The sequence below is a fragment of the Paracoccus litorisediminis genome (assembly GCF_009711205.1).
Classification (GTDB): domain Bacteria; phylum Pseudomonadota; class Alphaproteobacteria; order Rhodobacterales; family Rhodobacteraceae; genus Paracoccus; species Paracoccus litorisediminis.
The window spans coordinates 1-15,614 of record NZ_WMIG01000007.1; the positions used below are offsets into that span (position 1 = coordinate 1).

Annotated in this window: 19 protein-coding genes; 6 read left to right on the top strand and 13 right to left on the bottom strand. The window is 65.7% G+C overall.

Going from position 1 to position 15,614, the window contains the following annotated elements; genetic code table 11:
* On the top strand, window positions 1-351 hold a 351-nt coding region (locus GL300_RS13650), incomplete at its 5' end, for a carbohydrate kinase family protein (protein WP_246195186.1).
* A gap of 87 nt (window positions 352-438) precedes the next feature.
* Here GL300_RS13650 and GL300_RS13655 read toward each other — a convergent pair.
* Complete coding sequence (locus GL300_RS13655; protein WP_155040203.1) at window positions 439-2,241, bottom strand: NAD(P)/FAD-dependent oxidoreductase; 1,803 nt, start codon at window positions 2,239-2,241, stop codon at window positions 439-441.
* A gap of 259 nt (window positions 2,242-2,500) precedes the next feature.
* Here GL300_RS13655 and GL300_RS13660 point away from each other — a divergent pair, with 259 nt between their 5' ends.
* Window positions 2,501-4,405 (top strand): sigma-54-dependent Fis family transcriptional regulator, encoded by a 1,905-nt coding sequence (locus GL300_RS13660; RefSeq protein ID WP_155040204.1) that lies wholly within the window; start codon window positions 2,501-2,503, stop codon window positions 4,403-4,405.
* On the opposite strand, the gene GL300_RS13665 is transcribed toward GL300_RS13660, so the two are convergent.
* The gene (locus GL300_RS13665; RefSeq protein WP_155040205.1) at window positions 4,362-5,027 is read right to left on the bottom strand and encodes an ArsR/SmtB family transcription factor; all 666 of its coding nucleotides are present in this window, start codon (window positions 5,025-5,027) and stop codon (window positions 4,362-4,364) included. The genes GL300_RS13660 and GL300_RS13665 overlap by 44 nt on opposite strands.
* Before the next feature lie 101 nt (window positions 5,028-5,128).
* Here GL300_RS13665 and GL300_RS13670 point away from each other — a divergent pair, with 101 nt between their 5' ends.
* Entirely contained in the window at window positions 5,129-5,473 is a 345-nt protein-coding gene (locus GL300_RS13670; protein WP_155040206.1) for an antibiotic biosynthesis monooxygenase family protein, read from the top strand.
* 7 nt (window positions 5,474-5,480) lie between these two features.
* Entirely contained in the window at window positions 5,481-5,870 is a 390-nt protein-coding gene (locus GL300_RS13675; RefSeq protein ID WP_155040207.1) for an amino acid-binding ACT domain-containing protein, read from the top strand.
* Window positions 5,871-5,873: 3 nt separating this feature from the next.
* On the opposite strand, the gene GL300_RS13680 is transcribed toward GL300_RS13675, so the two are convergent.
* The 9 genes from GL300_RS13680 to GL300_RS13720 all read right to left on the bottom strand — a co-directional run bounded on the left by GL300_RS13680 (window position 5,874) and on the right by GL300_RS13720 (window position 12,493).
* Window positions 5,874-6,149 carry a hypothetical protein gene (locus tag GL300_RS13680; RefSeq protein ID WP_155040208.1) on the bottom strand — a complete coding sequence of 92 codons (276 nt, stop codon included), beginning with the start codon at window positions 6,147-6,149 and terminating at the stop codon, window positions 5,874-5,876.
* 66 nt (window positions 6,150-6,215) lie between these two features.
* Window positions 6,216-7,367, bottom strand: a complete 1,152-nt coding sequence (locus tag GL300_RS13685) for a BatD family protein (RefSeq protein WP_155040209.1) — start codon at window positions 7,365-7,367, stop codon at window positions 6,216-6,218.
* On the bottom strand, window positions 7,361-7,972 hold the full coding sequence (locus tag GL300_RS13690; protein WP_155040210.1) for a hypothetical protein: 612 nt from the start codon (window positions 7,970-7,972) through the stop codon (window positions 7,361-7,363). Before GL300_RS13690 ends, GL300_RS13685 begins: the two co-directional genes overlap by 7 nt.
* Window positions 7,969-8,850, bottom strand: coding sequence for a VWA domain-containing protein (locus GL300_RS13695; protein ID WP_155040211.1), 882 nt, complete (start codon window positions 8,848-8,850; stop codon window positions 7,969-7,971). The genes GL300_RS13690 and GL300_RS13695 overlap by 4 nt, the downstream gene beginning before the upstream one ends.
* The gene (locus GL300_RS13700; RefSeq protein WP_155040212.1) at window positions 8,847-9,773 is read right to left on the bottom strand and encodes a VWA domain-containing protein; all 927 of its coding nucleotides are present in this window, start codon (window positions 9,771-9,773) and stop codon (window positions 8,847-8,849) included. The genes GL300_RS13695 and GL300_RS13700 overlap by 4 nt, the downstream gene beginning before the upstream one ends.
* Entirely contained in the window at window positions 9,770-10,108 is a 339-nt protein-coding gene (locus GL300_RS13705) for a hypothetical protein (protein ID WP_155040213.1), read from the bottom strand. The genes GL300_RS13700 and GL300_RS13705 overlap by 4 nt, the downstream gene beginning before the upstream one ends.
* A complete protein-coding gene (locus tag GL300_RS13710) occupies window positions 10,095-10,940 on the bottom strand; it encodes a DUF58 domain-containing protein (protein ID WP_343043047.1) in 846 nt (281 codons plus the stop codon). The genes GL300_RS13705 and GL300_RS13710 overlap by 14 nt, the downstream gene beginning before the upstream one ends.
* Window positions 10,937-11,899, bottom strand: coding sequence for an AAA family ATPase (locus GL300_RS13715; RefSeq protein ID WP_155040214.1), 963 nt, complete (start codon window positions 11,897-11,899; stop codon window positions 10,937-10,939). The genes GL300_RS13710 and GL300_RS13715 overlap by 4 nt, the downstream gene beginning before the upstream one ends.
* Before the next feature lie 93 nt (window positions 11,900-11,992).
* Entirely contained in the window at window positions 11,993-12,493 is a 501-nt protein-coding gene (locus GL300_RS13720; protein WP_155040215.1) for a cell wall hydrolase, read from the bottom strand.
* 141 nt (window positions 12,494-12,634) lie between these two features.
* On the opposite strand from GL300_RS13720, the gene GL300_RS13725 reads away from it, so the two are divergent.
* Window positions 12,635-13,024: a cupin domain-containing protein gene (locus GL300_RS13725; protein ID WP_155040216.1), complete on the top strand. Its 390-nt coding sequence runs from the start codon at window positions 12,635-12,637 to the stop codon at window positions 13,022-13,024.
* Here the strand turns inward: GL300_RS13725 and GL300_RS13730 are convergent.
* Together GL300_RS13730 and GL300_RS13735 are read right to left on the bottom strand one after the other, a co-directional pair.
* Entirely contained in the window at window positions 13,021-13,869 is an 849-nt protein-coding gene (locus tag GL300_RS13730) for a hypothetical protein (RefSeq protein ID WP_211595082.1), read from the bottom strand. The two genes, GL300_RS13725 and GL300_RS13730, sit on opposite strands and share 4 nt — an antisense overlap.
* Entirely contained in the window at window positions 13,859-14,812 is a 954-nt protein-coding gene (locus GL300_RS13735) for a glycosyltransferase family 8 protein (protein ID WP_170297670.1), read from the bottom strand. Before GL300_RS13735 ends, GL300_RS13730 begins: the two co-directional genes overlap by 11 nt.
* A gap of 70 nt (window positions 14,813-14,882) precedes the next feature.
* Between GL300_RS13735 and GL300_RS13740 the strand changes: the two genes are divergently transcribed.
* Window positions 14,883-15,614: a hypothetical protein gene (locus tag GL300_RS13740; RefSeq protein ID WP_211595084.1), complete on the top strand. Its 732-nt coding sequence runs from the start codon at window positions 14,883-14,885 to the stop codon at window positions 15,612-15,614.

Consider the following 15,614-nt stretch of genomic DNA (forward strand, 5'->3'; position numbering starts at 1 on the left):
ACCTTCGGTCAGGACGACATCCGCTGCGCGCAGGCCTGGATGGCGCAAAACCAAATCCGCACCCTGATCCGCACCGCCGCCGCCGAGGGCGCGACCGCCATGCAGGACGGCACCCTGTTAACCGCGGCCGGCTATGCGGTCGAGGTCGCCGATGTCACCGGTGCCGGCGACACCTTCGGCGGCACTCTGGTCCATGGGCTGGAACAGGGCTGGACCCTGCAAGACACCCTGGCCTTCGCCGTCGCCGCCGCCTCCCGCTCCGTCACCCAACACGGACCCCGAAGCGGTCGAACAACACCACAAAATGTCAAAAACTGGATCCAAAAAAACCAGAACAGGTTAAGCGCCTGAGCCTTCTGGCGCTTCAGGCATGTCGCCTTCGGTTCCGACCTGCATATGAATGCCGCCGCGCCGATCCCGGTGCGGCGGCACTCGATCTCAGCGCAGGTGGTGAGGCGCCTCTAGGCCCCAGACCGACGTATCGAGTCCCACATGTCGCGCCTTCAACTGCAACGACAGGTAGCGCGAGTAGTGCCGGGATTGATGCAGGTTGCCGCCGTGGAACCACAGGCCGGGCTGCATCGTCGGCTTCCACATATTGCGTTGCTCACCCTCCCAGGGGCCGGGGTCCTTGGTGGTGTCCGAGCCAAGACCCCAGCATTTGCCGACCTTGTCCGCGACCTCGGGGCTGATCAGATCGGCGGCCCAGCCATTCATGGAACCGTAGCCGGTAGCATAGACCACCAGATCGGCAGGCAGTTCCGTGCCGTCGTCAAGCACCACGGCGGTTTCGCTCAGATGGCTGATGCCCTTGCCCGATTGCAGCTTGATCGAGCCGTCGATGATCAGGTCGCAGGCCCCGACATCGATGTAATAACCCGAGCCGCGGCGCAGGTATTTCATGAACAGCCCGCTTTCGTCATCGCCGAAATCCAGCATGAAGCCGGCCTTTTCCAGCGCCGCGTAGAACTCGGCGTCGCGGCGTTTGATCTGGTCATATTGCGGGACGTGGAAATCGGCCATGATCCGGTAAGGGACCGAGGCAAAGATCATGTCGGCCTTGTCATGGGTGATGCCATTCGCCACTGCCTGTTCGGAATAAAGCCCGCTCAGGCAGACCTCCATCAGGCTGTCGGACTTGACGATATGGGTCGAGCTGCGCTGCACCATGGTCACGTCCGCGCCATGTTCCCAAAGCGCCGCGCAGATGTCATGGGCCGAGTTGTTGGCCCCGATCACCACCACCTTTTTGCCGCGATAGGCGTCGGGGCCGGGATGCTGGCTGGAATGCTGCTGCTCTCCCTTGAAGATATCCTGTCCGGGGATCACCGGCACATTCGCCTTGCCCGACATGCCGGTCGCCAGCACAAGCTGTTTGGGATGCAGCACCACTTCCTGCCCGTCGCGCTGGACCGTGACGGTCCATTCGCCCTTCGCCTCATCGCAGCTGGCCGATGTCGCGGTGGTCGAGGACCAGTAATTCAGCTCCATGACCCTGGTATACATTTCCAGCCAGTCGCCGACCTTGTCCTTGGGGGCAAAGACCGGCCAATTGTCGGGGAAGGGGATATAGGGCAGGTGGTCGTACCAGACCGGGTCATGCAGACACAGCGACTTGTAGCGGTTGCGCCACTGGTCGCCGGGCCGGGGATGCTTGTCGATGACGATGGTCGGGACCGACAATTGCCGCAGCCGCGCCCCCAGCGCGATACCGCCCTGTCCGCCGCCGATGATCAGAACATAGGGCTGTTCCTGATAGCCAAGGCGCGCGGCCTCATCCAGCCGCTTTTCCTTCCAGGTCTTGCGGTCCGGGTCATGGCCATGCTCGGCCCCCATCGGACGGCGCAGCTTGCGCGGTTCCTCATGGCCCTTCAGCTCATGCAAGGTGGTAAGAAGCGTCCAGATCTTGCCGTCCTTCATGCGGATATGGCCTTGTCCGCGCCCGGTCGCGGTCTCGATCAGCAGCCATCCTTCCGTCACGCCATCGCCGTCGCCGACGGCCTCGGTCGGGTCTAGGGACAAGGAGACAGGCACGATCCTGGGCAGTTGCGCGCGCGCCATCTCGGCGATCTGGCCGCGTCCCTCGCAGGTCTTCAGGTTCCAGGTAAAGGCGGCAAGGTCGCGCCAGAATCCGGTCTCAAGGAACAGTTCGGCTGTGGCATCGGCATCCTGCGCGACCAGCGCGCGTTCCAGATCGGCCACCAGCGCGGTCAGCGCGGCATGGGCTGTGGTGTCAAGCATGTGTTCTCCTCCTCGAACGTCCGATCACGGTGAACCCGCGCGCCACACCGTCAAAATGCGAAAATCGACGCCAAAGATTTCAGGCCCTTAGCCAGACCCCCTGTGGCATCGCCCGCCACACCTGTGGCACGACCCCGCCACAGTCGCGCGGGTCCGCGCCGATGACCGGCGTCATGCACAGGTCTTGGTTCTGCAAACACCGATACTCGGCTAGGATCGGGCTGTTCCGGCCGGGGAGGGCAGGACGCGGGGGGACGGGATGCAAACCGATATCGAGCATATCCGCGAGATCGAGGGCGTGTCGCAGCAGGGCCACGGCGCGCGCGATCCGGTGGTTGTGGCAAGCTGGCTGCGCTGTCTGGACAAGCATGGGCTGGACCCTGCCGCGCGGGCGCAGGCCTATATTCTGCCCGATGCCGCGCTGCGCCAGCACCGCCAGCGCTCCGAGGATCTGATCCGTATCGCGCGCTCGGGGATCGACGATCTGTACAAGCTGGTGGCGGGACAAAACTATGTCCTTCTGCTGTCCGACAGCGCTGGCGTGACCGTCGAATATCTGGGAGAGGAAGCCCAGAAACACGATCTGCGCCTGAGCGGCCTGTATCTGGGTGCGGAATGGTCCGAGGCGCGCGCCGGCACCTGTGCATTGGGCGCCTGCATCGAAACCGGCGAGCCGCTGATCATCCATCAAAGCGACCATTTCGACGTGACCCATGGCGGGCTGTCCTGCACCGCCGCGCCGATCTATGACACGGCGGGTCGGCTGGCAGCGGTGCTGGACATTTCGCTGCTGTCCTCGCCCGTGGCGCGGGCCAGTCAGTTTCTGGCGCTGAATCTGGTGCGCCAGACCGCGCGGCGGATCGAGATGGCCAATATCATGGCCGAAAGCCGCAGCGACTGGGTGTTGCGGCTGGCGGGCAGCCCGGATTTTCTGGATGTCGATCCGCAGGCGGCGCTACGGCTGGATGCGGGCGGGCGCGTCATCGGCATGACCAATGGTGCGGCGCGGTTGATGGCGCGGGCCTTAGGGCAGGATTGGCGGCGGGGGACGGGTCTGATTGGCCGCCATGTCTCCGAGGTGTTCAACCTGGATCTGGACACGCTTGAAGGTCTGACCCGTCAGCGGGCCGCCCGCGACCGCCTGATCGAGACGCGCGACGGCTATCGATTGTTTGCCCATGCGATAGAACCGCGCCGTGCGGCCCCGCCGCAGGTGGCGCGGGCGCGGGCGATCCCCTCGGAACTGCGCGAATTCGCGGGCGGCGATCCCGCGATGAGGTCTTTGGTCGAACGCGCTGCGGCCTTGGCCCCGGGCCGGATGCCCCTGCTGATCGAGGGGGACAGCGGCACGGGAAAAACCAGCCTTGCCCGCTTGGTCCATGCGGTCGGTCGGCGCGGCCCCTTTGTCACCGTGGCCTGCGATTCCCTTGCCGAGGACGAGGCTGCGGTCCTTTTCGGCCGCGGCGATCCGCGCGGCCATGTTCCCGGCCTGATCGACGCCGCCGAGGGCGGAACGCTGGTCCTTGAGAATATCGAGGAACTGCCGCCCCGGATTCAGGCCCGGCTGCTGCCCCTTATCGGTGAACACAGCTTCCGCCCGGTCGGCGCGCTGCGCGAGCGGGTTGCGACAGCGCGGATCATTGCGACCAGTCACGGACTGGCGGGCAGCGGGTTGCGGGCCGACCTGATCCACCGGCTGTCCGGCGCGCGGCTGGTGCTGCCGCCACTGGCGAAGCGACAGGACATCGTCGCCCTTGCCAGCCGGGTCTTTGCCCGCGCCTTTGGCGTTCCGGTCGCGTTCGACGCCCCGGCGGCAGCGGCGCTGGCAAACCATGACTGGTCAGGCAACCTGCATCAGTTGGCCGCATTGGCGCAGATGCTCGCCGCGACCTGCGGGTCGCAACCGGGATCGGGGATCACGCTGGGTCTGGCGCAACTGTCGCCGCATCTGTCGCCGCATCTGTCGACTGGCGACGCGGTGCGCTCCGACAGTCCTGCCATCCTGCATCATCTGCTGACCGAACATGGCTGGAATGTTTCGGCCGTCGCGCGGGAGATGGGGGTGGATCGCACGACCGTCCATCGTCAGATCCGACGCTATGGGCTAAGCCGTGCGGCCCCTAGCACAGCCAGTCGTGGAAGCGTCTTTCGCCCTCGGGCGTGAACAGCACCACGCGCGAGGAAGGCATCCTGCGCGCCCAAGACAGGGCCAGCAGCCGGTCCAGCACCAGCTTTCCGACCAGCCCAGCCAGATGAGGGCGGCGCATGCTCCAGTCCAGACAGGCGCGGCATAGCGGGCGGTTGCTGCGTGGCAGTTGGGCGGGCGCAAGCCCGATCCCGGCCAGCCGGTCCCAGCCCTGGTCCGTCACCGCCAGATCGCGGTCCAGCCAGTCATCCGCCTGCATGCGGTCGTAAAGCGCGACGCCCATTTCGCCCGCCAGATGGTCGTAGCAGATGCGGGCCTTGCGCAGGGCGGGATCATTCGGGCCGGTTCGCAACGGCGGGGCCGCATCGCTGGAAAACACCATCAGCGCTTCCAACATGGCCGCGACATGCGGACCGGACAGGCGGAAATAGCGGTGGCGACCCTGTGCCTCAAGGCTCAGGACATCGCCATCGACCAGCCGCGCCAGATGGCTGCTGGCGGTCTGCGGGGTAATGCCGGCAAGTTGGGCCAGCTCGCTTGCGGTCAGCGCCCGCCCATCCATCAGCGCCAGTAGCATGGCGCTGCGGGCGGGATCGGCGACCAGCGCGGCAATACGGGCGATATCGGGACCTTCTCGCATGGTTCGATGTTAATCGAAGCGTCGCGCGCGGCCAATCGGTTATGCTGGCCCGAACCCAAGGAAAGGCATGTGATGACACCCCGTTTTCCGAAAGCGCGCCCATGATTGCGGTGATCTTCGAGGCTGAACTGGCCCCCGACGGCAGGGATGAATATCTGGACCTCGCGGCGGGGCTGCGGCCCCTGCTTGACGGGATCGACGGCTTTATCTCGATCGAGCGGTTCCAGAGCCTGACCGACCCGAAAAAGTTGCTGTCGCTGTCCTTTTGGCGCGACGAGGCCGCCTTGGCGCAGTGGCGCGACTTGCCCCCGCATCGTCAGGCGCAGGCGGCAGGGCGGGATCACGTCTTTGCCGATTACCGGTTGCGGATCGCCCATGTCGCCCGCGATTACGGGATGGCGGCGCGCGATGAAGCCCCGACCGATAGCCGTCGCGCGCATGGGTAGGACGGTCATGGACGATCTGGAATTTGATCTGCCGAATACTCCCGGCGCGCTGGCCGATCTGGGCGAGGCAATGGGCCGCGCCGGTATCGCCTTTGAGGGCGGCGGGGTCTTTGCCCACGGCGACCGCGCCATTGCGCATTTCCTGTTTCGGGACGGTCAGGCGGCGCGACAGGTGGCCGAGGTCGCGGGCATCCGCGTCGTGGCCCTGCGACAACCGCTGATCTGCCGGTTGAAACAGGGCACGCCCGGCCAGCTGGGCCAGATTTCCCGCGCGCTGGCCAAGGCTGGGGTGAACATCCTTTGCCAGTATTCAGATCATGACAATCGGCTGATCCTGATCTGCGACGAGCCTGAAAAATCTGCTACAGCGACGGCCAGTTGGGCGGATGCCGGATGAGCTTTACGCCCCCGGATGGGTATAGCCCAGCACCCGGCCCGAGGCATCGACATCGCACAGATGCAGGCGGTTGCCGTCCCGCGTTTCGACCTTGGCGATCCCGCCGGTCTGCGAGATCCAGCGCGCGGTGATCTCGGTCGTGGGGCGGTGGATATGGGCGGCAATGGTGGCGGTGCAGGCGGCCTCTTGTCGGGCGCGCAGGTCGTCGGGCGGTGCTGCGGCAGGCTCGGTACAGGCCGAAAGCAGCGCGCAGGACAAAAGGATCAGGGCGGGGCGCATGGTTGTCCCTTTGACAGAAACGTCACGACCAAGCCTAGCACCCGTTGCGCCTTGGGCACAGCGTCTTCAGCGTCCGGTCAGCTCGCGCAGGAAGGCTGCGCTGTCGAAATCCGTGGGCGCCGGGCCGAACAACGCCCGGTCCAGTCGGGCGAGTGCCGCGCGCGGCGCGGCGCGTCCGGCGGCCTGCTCGGCCCGGGCGTAATCCTCGGCGGCGCGGCGTAGGGCAAAAAGGTCGGGCTGGCCTGCGGCGAGGCGCAGGGCGGGCAAGGCCGGGTTCGGTCGCAGCCTGTGCCAATGCTGCGCCAACGCGCTTAGTGGCCGCGCGCCTTTCCCCCAAAGCATTGCGATCAGCCCCAGCGCGCCCCCCGTCGCAAGCGCCGCCAGCAGCCAGCCTTGCGCGCCGCCGGGTTTCGCCGTTCCGCCGATATTCTGGTTCAGCTTGCCATAACCGAAGGGGATCGGCGGGGTGATCTCTCCGCGCAATTCGCGCTTATTGGTGTCGAACCATGAAAAGCGCATGGGCGGCAGCGTGCCCTGTTCGCCGGTGATCGGGCGCAAGTGCCATTCCCATTGCACGAAGGCCACGGGGCCATGCTCGGTCAGCCGGGTCTCGCGGCGTTCGGGGGAGGTGAAGCTGATCAGCCACGGCTCGCGCAGTTCGGGGCGTGCGGGCAAAAGATGCGCCATCGTGCCTTCGGCGGTCAGGGTGATGCGGCGCAGGATGGTCTGGTCGTCGCGGATGCGGGCCGGATCGCCCGAGAGTTCATCCGTGACCTTCAAGCTGCGCGCGACCGTCGGGCGACCCGGCGCGGGATAGGGCTGGATCGGGATGCTGGCCGGGGGCGCGGTGACCTCGACCCGGTTGCGGCTGTTGGTCTCGGCTTTGGTCAGGACATGCGTGACCGGGCCGATGGTCAGGTTGCCGGGCTTGCGGGCAAAGACCGCGATGTGGCGCTGGAGGACCCGGCGCTGCTTGCCGTCCACGCGTTCGTCATGCCAGTCGTCCGGGCCAAGCTGGATCCAGTCATAGGCGGCGGAATCGGGAAAGCGCATATCCTCAAGCGTGATCGCGCCGGTATATTCGCCGCGGATGGTGACCGGGATCATCTCGCCGGTGACGGGGCGGGTGTCGGGCAGGATCAGGCGCAGGCTGTCCTGCGCCCATGCGGGCCACGCCAGCAGCAGGGCAATGAATATAAGCAGATGGCGGATCACCATGGGTCGCCCTCGGCCGGGCGGATCAGGCCAAGCGCGGCGCGGCGGTCATGTTCCGCCTGCAGCCGCAGCCGCAGGAACTCACCCGGATCGTCGCCGATCGAGGCCAGCCAGTCGTCGCTGGCGGCGATGCCGCGCGCCTCGACATCGCGTTTCCAGTGGATCGCCAGAACTCCCGCCGTGGTGTTTTCCTGAGGCCCGCCCGGACCCAATCCCCCCGAGGCAGCGATGCGGCCCGGCACCAGACTGTCCCCGGATTCCGGCGGGACCATCGCAGCGACCAGATCGCGATTGGCGCGGGCCTCGGCATCGGCGGGGTTGGAAAACAGCACGGCCTCGAAATAGGCCTTGGACAGCAGGTAATCCCCGGTCGCGGCCAGGCTGAGACCGCGATTATAGGTCTGCGATCCGCCTGCCACCGCAAAGGCGGCATCCGCCCCGGCGAAATCCCCGGAACGGTAAAGCGCCACGCCACGCTCGGCTGGGTCGCGCAGCAAGGGCAGCGCCAGCGTGGGTAGGTCGACGCGCAGTGCCAGTCGTCCCAGCGCCTGCGGCCCGGCAATCGCTAGGCAGGTCAGCGCAAGGACAAGAAGCGGCCAGCGTCTCATGCCTGTCTCCGGAATTGCATCAGCAGCGGGATCAGGGCCAGTGCCGCGATCCACGGGCCGAGATCGCGATAGCGCAGCATGGTCAACTGGGTATCTTTGGTCAGCCCCGAACGGGTCAGTCCCGCGATCACCGGCGCGGGTGAGGTCGCGTCGGCGCTGCCCTGCGGCGCAAGACCCGTCAGTGCTGCCGTATCCGTTCCGCGCGTGCCCTCGACGCTTAGCGACCACAGGCCGATATCCTTCTGCCGCAGGCGCTCGGCCTCGGCCAGGGCGGCGGGGTGGTCGGCGCCGCCGCCGTCCGAGATCAGCACCAGATCAGCCCGCGAAGTTCCGGCCAGCATCTGCCCGGCCAAGGCCAGCGCGGCGGCGGGATTGCTGCCGCGATCGGGCAAGGTTTGCGGGTCAAGCACGGCGATCAGGCTGTCCAGCACCTGCGGGTCGGTAGTGGGGGCGCTGGCGGCATAGGCCTCTCGCGCGAATAGGATCAGGCCGACGGGTCGACCGGCCAGCCCGGCGATGACCTGCGCGGCTGCGGCCTGCCCATCGGCAAGGCCGCTGGCATTGGCCCCACCCGTGACCGAGGGCGACATGTCCAGCGCCAGCAGCACCGCGTCGGATTGGGCAAAGACCGGCATGTCGGCGCGGGGCAGGGCCGGACCGGCCAGCCCAAGGGCCAGTGCCGCCGCCCCGGCCAACGGCGCCAGATGCGCCCGTCCGCCTTGCCGGTCCAGCCAGCCAAGCGCCGCCAGTCCGCCCAGCATCGGTGCGGGCAGCACCGTTTGCCAGCCGCCCGCATCCGGGCCGCGTCGCCACAGCCACAGCGCCAAAGCTGCGATCAGAGGCAGGGCCAGCAGCCACCATGGACGCAGCAGGATCATCCACGCCTCCATGCCAAGGCCAGCAAGGCTGCCAGCGCCAATAGCGCAGGCCAGATCCACAGCGATTGCAGATAGCGCAGCGGCGGGCGGTCCGAGGGGTTGGGCTCCAACCGGTCCAACGTCGCGGCCATTTGGGTCAGATCCTCCATCCCGCGCACGCGAAAGCTGGTGCCCTGCGTGGCCTCGGCGATCTCGCGCAGGGTCTTGGCGTCCACCGCATCCCGCGATTCCGGGCTGGTTTCCAGATCGTCGGGACCAAGGGCAATGGTATGGGTGCGAATGCCGTGACCTGCCGCCAGCCGTGCCGCGTCCACCGCGCCGACCTTGCCCGAGGTGTCGACGCCGTCCGACAGCAGCACGATCACCCGTGTCGGCGCCTCGCTCTGCGCCAGACGGCGGGTGGCCAGCCCCAAACCGTCGGAAATCGCCGTGGCCCGACCGGAAATGCCGATCTGCGCCTCGTCTATGGCGCGGGCGACGGCATCGACGTCGAAGGTGATCGGCTGGGCGAAATAGGCGCGGTCGCCAAAGATCACCAGCCCGATCCGGTCACCCTTGCGTGCGGCTACAAAACGCGAGGCGACGCGTTTCACCGCATCCAGCCTTGAGATGGGCTGGCCGTCCAGGGCGAAATCCTGCTTCTCCATGCTGCCCGACAGGTCCAGCACCAGCACGATGTCGCGCCCCGATGCGGGCAGGGCCGAGCTGTCACGCTGCACCGCCGGACCGGCCAGCGCCACGACCAGCGCGACCCATGCCAGCGCGGCCAAGGCGTGGCCTGACTTACCCGCTTGGGCGGGGTTGACCGCAGCAAAGACATGACCCGGCACGCGCAGGCCGCCCCGCGCGGCCGAGGCGGGCAGCAGGCGGACCAGAAACGGCAGCGGCAACAGCAGCAGCGCCAAGGGAAAGGTCAAGGTCATCGCGCCCGCCTTTGCCGGTTGGCGATGCGTTCCACGGTGACCTCATCCGGGGCAGGGGCCGCGCCATAGGCGGCGGGGCGCAGGGCCTCGGGCAGATGGCCCAGAATGCGCGCGATGGCCAGCAGACGTTGCTGCGGGGCCAGACCGCGCGTGGCCCGGACTTGAGCCCGCTGCGACACGCGCCGCGTCAGCAGTGGCGACAGGATCATGGCCAGCAGCAGTCCCAGCAGCAGGCCCAGACCAAAGGCGGCCAGCAATTCGCGCCAGCCTGCGGTCAGCACGCTGGCGGGCAGGCGGCTGGGGGCAAGGGCCGCGATCAACTCATCCGGCGTCATCGGGCCAAACCAGATGCGGGGTCGCACCCAGCTTGCGCAGATGCGCCAGCAGGGGCTGAGGATCAAGGGCTGCAATCCGTCCGAAACGGCTGGCCGCGCCATCCGTGACCGCCAACGCCGGGCGCGGCGGTTGGGTCTCGGCTGGGTCGAGGATCAGGTGGATCTCGACCCGCCTGCTGCGCGCCAGTTGGCCCAAGGCAGGCTCGATCCCTGCCAGCGCCTCGGGGCCGGTCGCCAGATGCACACGCCCGCCCGCGCTGGATTGGCGCAGCGCCAGCGCAAGCACCGGGGCCAGCGACGCGGGACCGTGATCCGTCTGCCGGACCAGCGCAAGGTCATGGCTATGGGTCAGCAGCCGGGCCAGCTGGCGCATCTGCGCCTGACCTGCGCTGGCGGCCAGACTGGCCGGGGCCGCGTCGCCGGCGACCAGCAACCCGACCGAGCCGCCCCGATCAATGGCCCGCCAGCCCAGCATCGCCAGATGCCGTGCCGCCCGGACCGAGCGTAGCGCCGTCCCCGTGCCCCACAGCATCGGTCTGCGGAAATCGGCGATCAGCAGCGTGCTGTCGTCGCGGTCTTCGTGAAAGCTGCGGACATGCAGATGCCCGGTGCGCGCCGATGCGGCAGGATCAATGCGGCGGGGATCGTCGCCATCGGCAAAGGCGCGGATCTCGCGCAGGTCGATGCCCTGACCGCTGATCCGGGCGGGCAATGCGCCGGGTCGTCGGCTGGCGGGCCGCAGGCGGGCGGTATGGGCCGGGGGGCGCAGCGCCAGAAGTTCGGCTTCGGTCAGGCGCAGGCCGGGATGGTCCAGCGCCCTTGGCAATGTCACCACGGCCGGACCTCGCGCAGGACATCGGCGATCAGGCTGCGCCCTGTGCGGCCCTCGGACAGGGCCTGCCAATTCGGGATCAGGCGGTGGGCCAGCGCGTCCTGGGTCAGGGCCTCGACATCCTCGGGCAGGCCATGGTCGCGGCCCTGAAGCCATGCGCGCGCGCGCACGGCGGCAGCCAACGCCAGCGTGCCGCGCGGCGACACCGGATGTTCGACCCATTGCGCGACCGCGCCGCCGGGCCGTGTCGCCATCACCAGTCGAACGATGAAATCCTTGAGCGCCGGGGCCAGATGGACGCGGGCCACGGCCTCGCGCGCGGCATGGATCTGGTCCAGCGCAATCGGCAGGGCGCGCGCGGTGGGCGGTGCTGCCAGCTCGGCCTCGACCAGATCGAGGATGCCACGCTCGGTTTCGGCATCGGGCATGTCCAGCGACAGATGCAGCAGGAAACGGTCCATCTGCGCCTCGGGCAGGGGGAAGGTGCCCTCATGCTCGATGGGGTTCTGGGTCGCAACGACCATGAACGGATCGGGCAGGGGGCGGGTGATCCCACCCGAGGTGACCTGACCTTCGGCCATGGCCTCCAGCAGCGCCGATTGCACCTTGGGCGGGGCACGGTTGATTTCGTCCACCAGAACCAGCGTGTGAAAGACCGGACCGGGCACGAAATCGAAACTGCCGCTTTCGGCGCGATAGACCTGCGTGCCGGTCAGGTCCGAGGGCAGCAGGTCGGGCGTGCACTGGATGCGGGCATGGCTGCCCGGCAGATGCGCCGCCAGCCGCTTGACCGCGCGCGTCTTGGCGATGCCGGGCGGCCCTTCCAGCAGCACATGGCCCCCGGCCAGCAGCGCGATGACCAGCCGCTCGACCAGCCGTTCATGGCCGACAAGACCGCTGGCGACATCGGCGGCCAGCCGGGTGACCGGATCCGCGGTAATCGGTTCGAGTTGTGTCATTGTCCTTCTCCCCTGCGGGAAGTTGACCCGAGGGCGGGCAACTTCTCCAAGGGAATTCTGGCGGACATCAGACAAAGGGCGGAAGGGCGCGCCCTAGCGGCGGGTGATCCCTTCAAGCGGCTGCGGCGGATAGGGCTGCGTCACCAGATAGTTCTTGCGCTTTTCGTAGAAGGCGTTGCCCCCCGCCACCAGCACGTAATGCATGTTGTCGTAGGAAAAGCGGCTGCCGGCATGATGGAAGAACATCGCATTGCCGATCATCGGATGACGCTCACCCCGCATGACCGATCGGGCGGCCTCGGTCAGCTTCGGCGAGGGTTTCATCTTGCGGGTCATGACGCCGGGCGCGAATTGGCGCTTCTGCGCGACGACGCCGCAGACGGATCGCGGGTATTGCCCGGATTCGACCCGGTTCATCACCACACTGCCGACGGCGATCATGCCGTCACGGCTGGACTGGTTCGATTCGAAATACATGGCGCGCTCCATGCATTCCAGTTCGCTGTGCCGCCGGGGCATCCCGCAGCCCGCCAGAAGCAGCAGTGCCGAGGCGCAGCAGACTGCGATCCCCAGTTTCGAGTTCGAAAGATTCATGCTCGGTCCCTCATGGCGCTCGTGCGGCGCTTCTTGTTCTGAATTCTTAACAGCAGGCGGCGGGCTGGCTCAACACCGCGCGCACAGCTTGCGCGGGAATGCGCAGCACCCCACAATCCGGTGACGAGCACGGAGGCCAGCATGGCACGCAAGGATTTTGATCCCGAAACGGTCCGTCCCGATGGACGCCCTGCGGCCAAGGGGCCGCTTTACGATGCCTCGGGCGACGGCCCATGGCGCGGCAATATTCCCGGCGAACTTCTGGGCGGTCCGGTCACTGTGCTGGCCTATGGCAATGACACCCCCGGCGCGGGGCCGCGCCTGCATGTCCACCCCTATGACGAAACCTTCATCGTCATTGCGGGCCGGGCGCGGTTCTTTGTCGGGGATGAGGTGATCGAGGCCGGGGCAGGCGAAGTGGTGCTGGGACCGAAGGGCGTGCCGCATCGGTTCGTGAATATCGGGCCGGGACGGCTGCAGACCATCGACATTCACCACGCACCGCGCTGGATCCAGACCGATCTGGACTAGGGTGACGGTGGGGGCGCGTCGGTCTGCGACTTGGACAGGAATTTCTGCTTGCGGGTCTTGGGGCGGATCCTGCGGAAGGAGTTGTCGAAGAACCGCAACACCTTGGTCACGGACATCAGGCGGTCGACGATCGAGCTGAGGCCCAGCATGCGCTCGGACAGAACCTCATCGGCGGTCAGCGCGATGTCGGTGGTCGAGAATTGCGGGAAATGCGTGGCGATCGACAGGTAGGGATTTTCCGGCGCACCGCCGATGATCCGGAACTTGCCCTCGCGGGACAGCAGGCGCAGCAGGACTTGCTCAAATGTCCAGTCGTGGACGTCAAAGACTTTCCAGCGCTCGCTGCGCTTTGAGGAAAATCCGGCCAGATGAACCTGTGCGGGCAGATCCAAGGATTGTAGCCACATGCACAGGCCGAAGCCGGTCGTCGGGAACTTGTCCTTGGGGTAATAGCCCAGGATCATCTGACCCAGATGCAGATGACGGACCGGAACGCCGCCGAAAGCCTCGGTCGGGCTGAAGCGCTCGGTCGCCATGATGGCGACATTGACGACACCCAGAAACGAGGCCGGGTCGAAATAGCCCAAGACATCCGCGACCTCGCGGCGATGGACGACATTCGCGCCCATGGTTCCGCTGCGGCAAGCCAGCAGTGCGGGCCGCCGGAAGGGCGCGCGTAGAACCTTGTAAACCTTGTTGAAAAAGATGAACAACGTCGTTTCGGGGAAGGTCGAGGCGAGTTCTTCGGCATCGACCTCGTCATTATTCGCGACAAGGACGATGTCGGTATAGGGCGCAAAGAAGCCGCGCCATTCCTCTCCGCTAAAGGTCAGTTCAGATGTCATCGCCTCTCCAGATACGTGCATCGTTGCTGGCCTTCAGAAAGGCGCGGATCTTGCCGGCCTTGGGCAGGCCCTCAAGCTTCTTACCCAGATGCAGGGCATATTTGGCAAGCTTTCCCGAAATCGCCGTGTTCGCGCAAAATCCGGGCCAATCCGTTCCCGCCAGATATTCCGCATATTTCCTCGAATATTCCCGATGGACCCACGCCGCGCCGTTTTGCCACGGCTTTCGCCGTCCGGTGAAATGCACGATAATCGGATCGCGGATGTCTGGCAAAAATCCGGTCTGGGCATTCCATTTCGGATGAAGTCGCGCCCATTTTCCATCCAGCGCCGCGTTCAGCGCATCCTGATCCAGTGCGTGATAGGCAGAATGCCGATTTTCAACATTTTGCCGCGCCTGTCCAAGCAGATCGGATTTCAGGCAGGACTGCCAGTCAAACAGGATCACACCCGAATTGAAATAGGAACTGTCCGGGCCAAGCCCCAACTTGTCCCGGCGCGTCGCAATTTTCTTGGGGAAAGGCACGATGTAATCATCAACCGCCGCAGCTATATTGCCATGCAGATCCAGATGGGCAAGGGCAGACATCGACCTGACCACCAGCGTATCGGCGTCAAGATAAAGCATCCGCCGAAAATTCGGCAAGCCGATCTGGTCCAGAAACAATCGCGTCAATGCCGCAGGCGACCAGCGCCCTTTCGATAGTTTCGGAAGCAGTGCACTCTCGAACGGGTGGATGTGAATCGTCAGATTTCGCAGCGCGCAGAATTTCTCGACGGCTGCCCGGTCGCGATCCGAGATATCCAGTGCGACCAGATGAAAGGAGGCGGATTTACCCAGATTATCGCGTGCCGAAAGCAGGGTGCAGCAGCCCGCCGCAAGCATGTTGCGGTCGGCGCAGGTGATGACGGCAAGGTCATTTTTGGGGTCGATATCTTCCATTCTTGCGCCATCCCTGCACATCTGCAGAATCGTGACAACCAGACTACAGCCCCGCGAAGGGATATCAATCGTGCCAATTCTCAAGGCGATCACTGACGGCAGGAAATACGCGTATCGCTTTGTAAAATATAAATTCCTAAGACCTCAGGTGCCACAGTTCAGCGATATTTTGCAGGGAAGGACGGCCGTGGTTGTCGGCTCGGCACCGTCTTCGACGCGGCCCATCGGCTGGGATACCTCGTTTCGGGTGATCGCGATCAATGCCTCGCAATCTGCGGCCAGCGGCTGGCTGTTGGAACGGCCCGATATCACGCTGATGCAATTCAACCAGATCGAAGGACAAAACCCGCAGGCAATTGAGGTCCGGCGGGTCTTGCAGGGCAAAAGCACCGGCAGGTTGGTCATCATGCATTGGCGTCATGATTTGCCGCGATTGGAACGGGGAATTGCTGCGTTTGGCTATGGCTATGACCAGTTGAGCCTGATGAGCCGATATGAGCGTATTGCCCTGATGCGCGAATGCACTGGGAAACTGAACCTTGAACTGGACGCTGCAAGCAAGTGGTCGAATGGCATTACCGGCGCGGCATTGGCTTTGAAAAGCGGGGCCGAGCGGGTGATATTGACGGGAATAAACCCGTTATCGGCGGGCCACGCCTATAATAATCTGGGGCTGGCGCGGCTGCATGCCTCGGCCGATCTTGAGGCGTTGCATCTGTTTCGCGCCAAAAGATATCCGGTCTTTACTGCAGATCCCCATGTTGCCGAGGCAACGGGAATCGCATTATGGCAGGGTCAATAG

Bases quoted from the DNA above. Each gene is read 5' to 3' on its own strand.
- GL300_RS13715 (WP_155040214.1), bottom strand. From the start codon at position 11,899: ATGACACAACTCGAACCGATTACCGCGGATCCGGTCACCCGGCTGGCC.
- GL300_RS13670 (WP_155040206.1), top strand. From the start codon at position 5,129: ATGATTGCGGTGATCTTCGAGGCTGAACTGGCCCCCGACGGCAGGGAT.
- GL300_RS13690 (WP_155040210.1), bottom strand. From the start codon at position 7,972: ATGAGACGCTGGCCGCTTCTTGTCCTTGCGCTGACCTGCCTAGCGATT.
- GL300_RS13735 (WP_170297670.1), bottom strand. From the start codon at position 14,812: ATGGAAGATATCGACCCCAAAAATGACCTTGCCGTCATCACCTGCGCC.
- GL300_RS13675 (WP_155040207.1), top strand. From the start codon at position 5,481: ATGGACGATCTGGAATTTGATCTGCCGAATACTCCCGGCGCGCTGGCC.
- GL300_RS13685 (WP_155040209.1), bottom strand. From the start codon at position 7,367: ATGGTGATCCGCCATCTGCTTATATTCATTGCCCTGCTGCTGGCGTGG.
- GL300_RS13730 (WP_211595082.1), bottom strand. From the start codon at position 13,869: ATGACATCTGAACTGACCTTTAGCGGAGAGGAATGGCGCGGCTTCTTT.
- GL300_RS13660 (WP_155040204.1), top strand. From the start codon at position 2,501: ATGCAAACCGATATCGAGCATATCCGCGAGATCGAGGGCGTGTCGCAG.
- GL300_RS13665 (WP_155040205.1), bottom strand. From the start codon at position 5,027: ATGCGAGAAGGTCCCGATATCGCCCGTATTGCCGCGCTGGTCGCCGAT.
- GL300_RS13680 (WP_155040208.1), bottom strand. From the start codon at position 6,149: ATGCGCCCCGCCCTGATCCTTTTGTCCTGCGCGCTGCTTTCGGCCTGT.
- GL300_RS13695 (WP_155040211.1), bottom strand. From the start codon at position 8,850: ATGATCCTGCTGCGTCCATGGTGGCTGCTGGCCCTGCCTCTGATCGCA.
- GL300_RS13655 (WP_155040203.1), bottom strand. From the start codon at position 2,241: ATGCTTGACACCACAGCCCATGCCGCGCTGACCGCGCTGGTGGCCGAT.
- GL300_RS13705 (WP_155040213.1), bottom strand. From the start codon at position 10,108: ATGACGCCGGATGAGTTGATCGCGGCCCTTGCCCCCAGCCGCCTGCCC.
- GL300_RS13700 (WP_155040212.1), bottom strand. From the start codon at position 9,773: ATGACCTTGACCTTTCCCTTGGCGCTGCTGCTGTTGCCGCTGCCGTTT.
- GL300_RS13725 (WP_155040216.1), top strand. From the start codon at position 12,635: ATGGCACGCAAGGATTTTGATCCCGAAACGGTCCGTCCCGATGGACGC.
- GL300_RS13720 (WP_155040215.1), bottom strand. From the start codon at position 12,493: ATGAATCTTTCGAACTCGAAACTGGGGATCGCAGTCTGCTGCGCCTCG.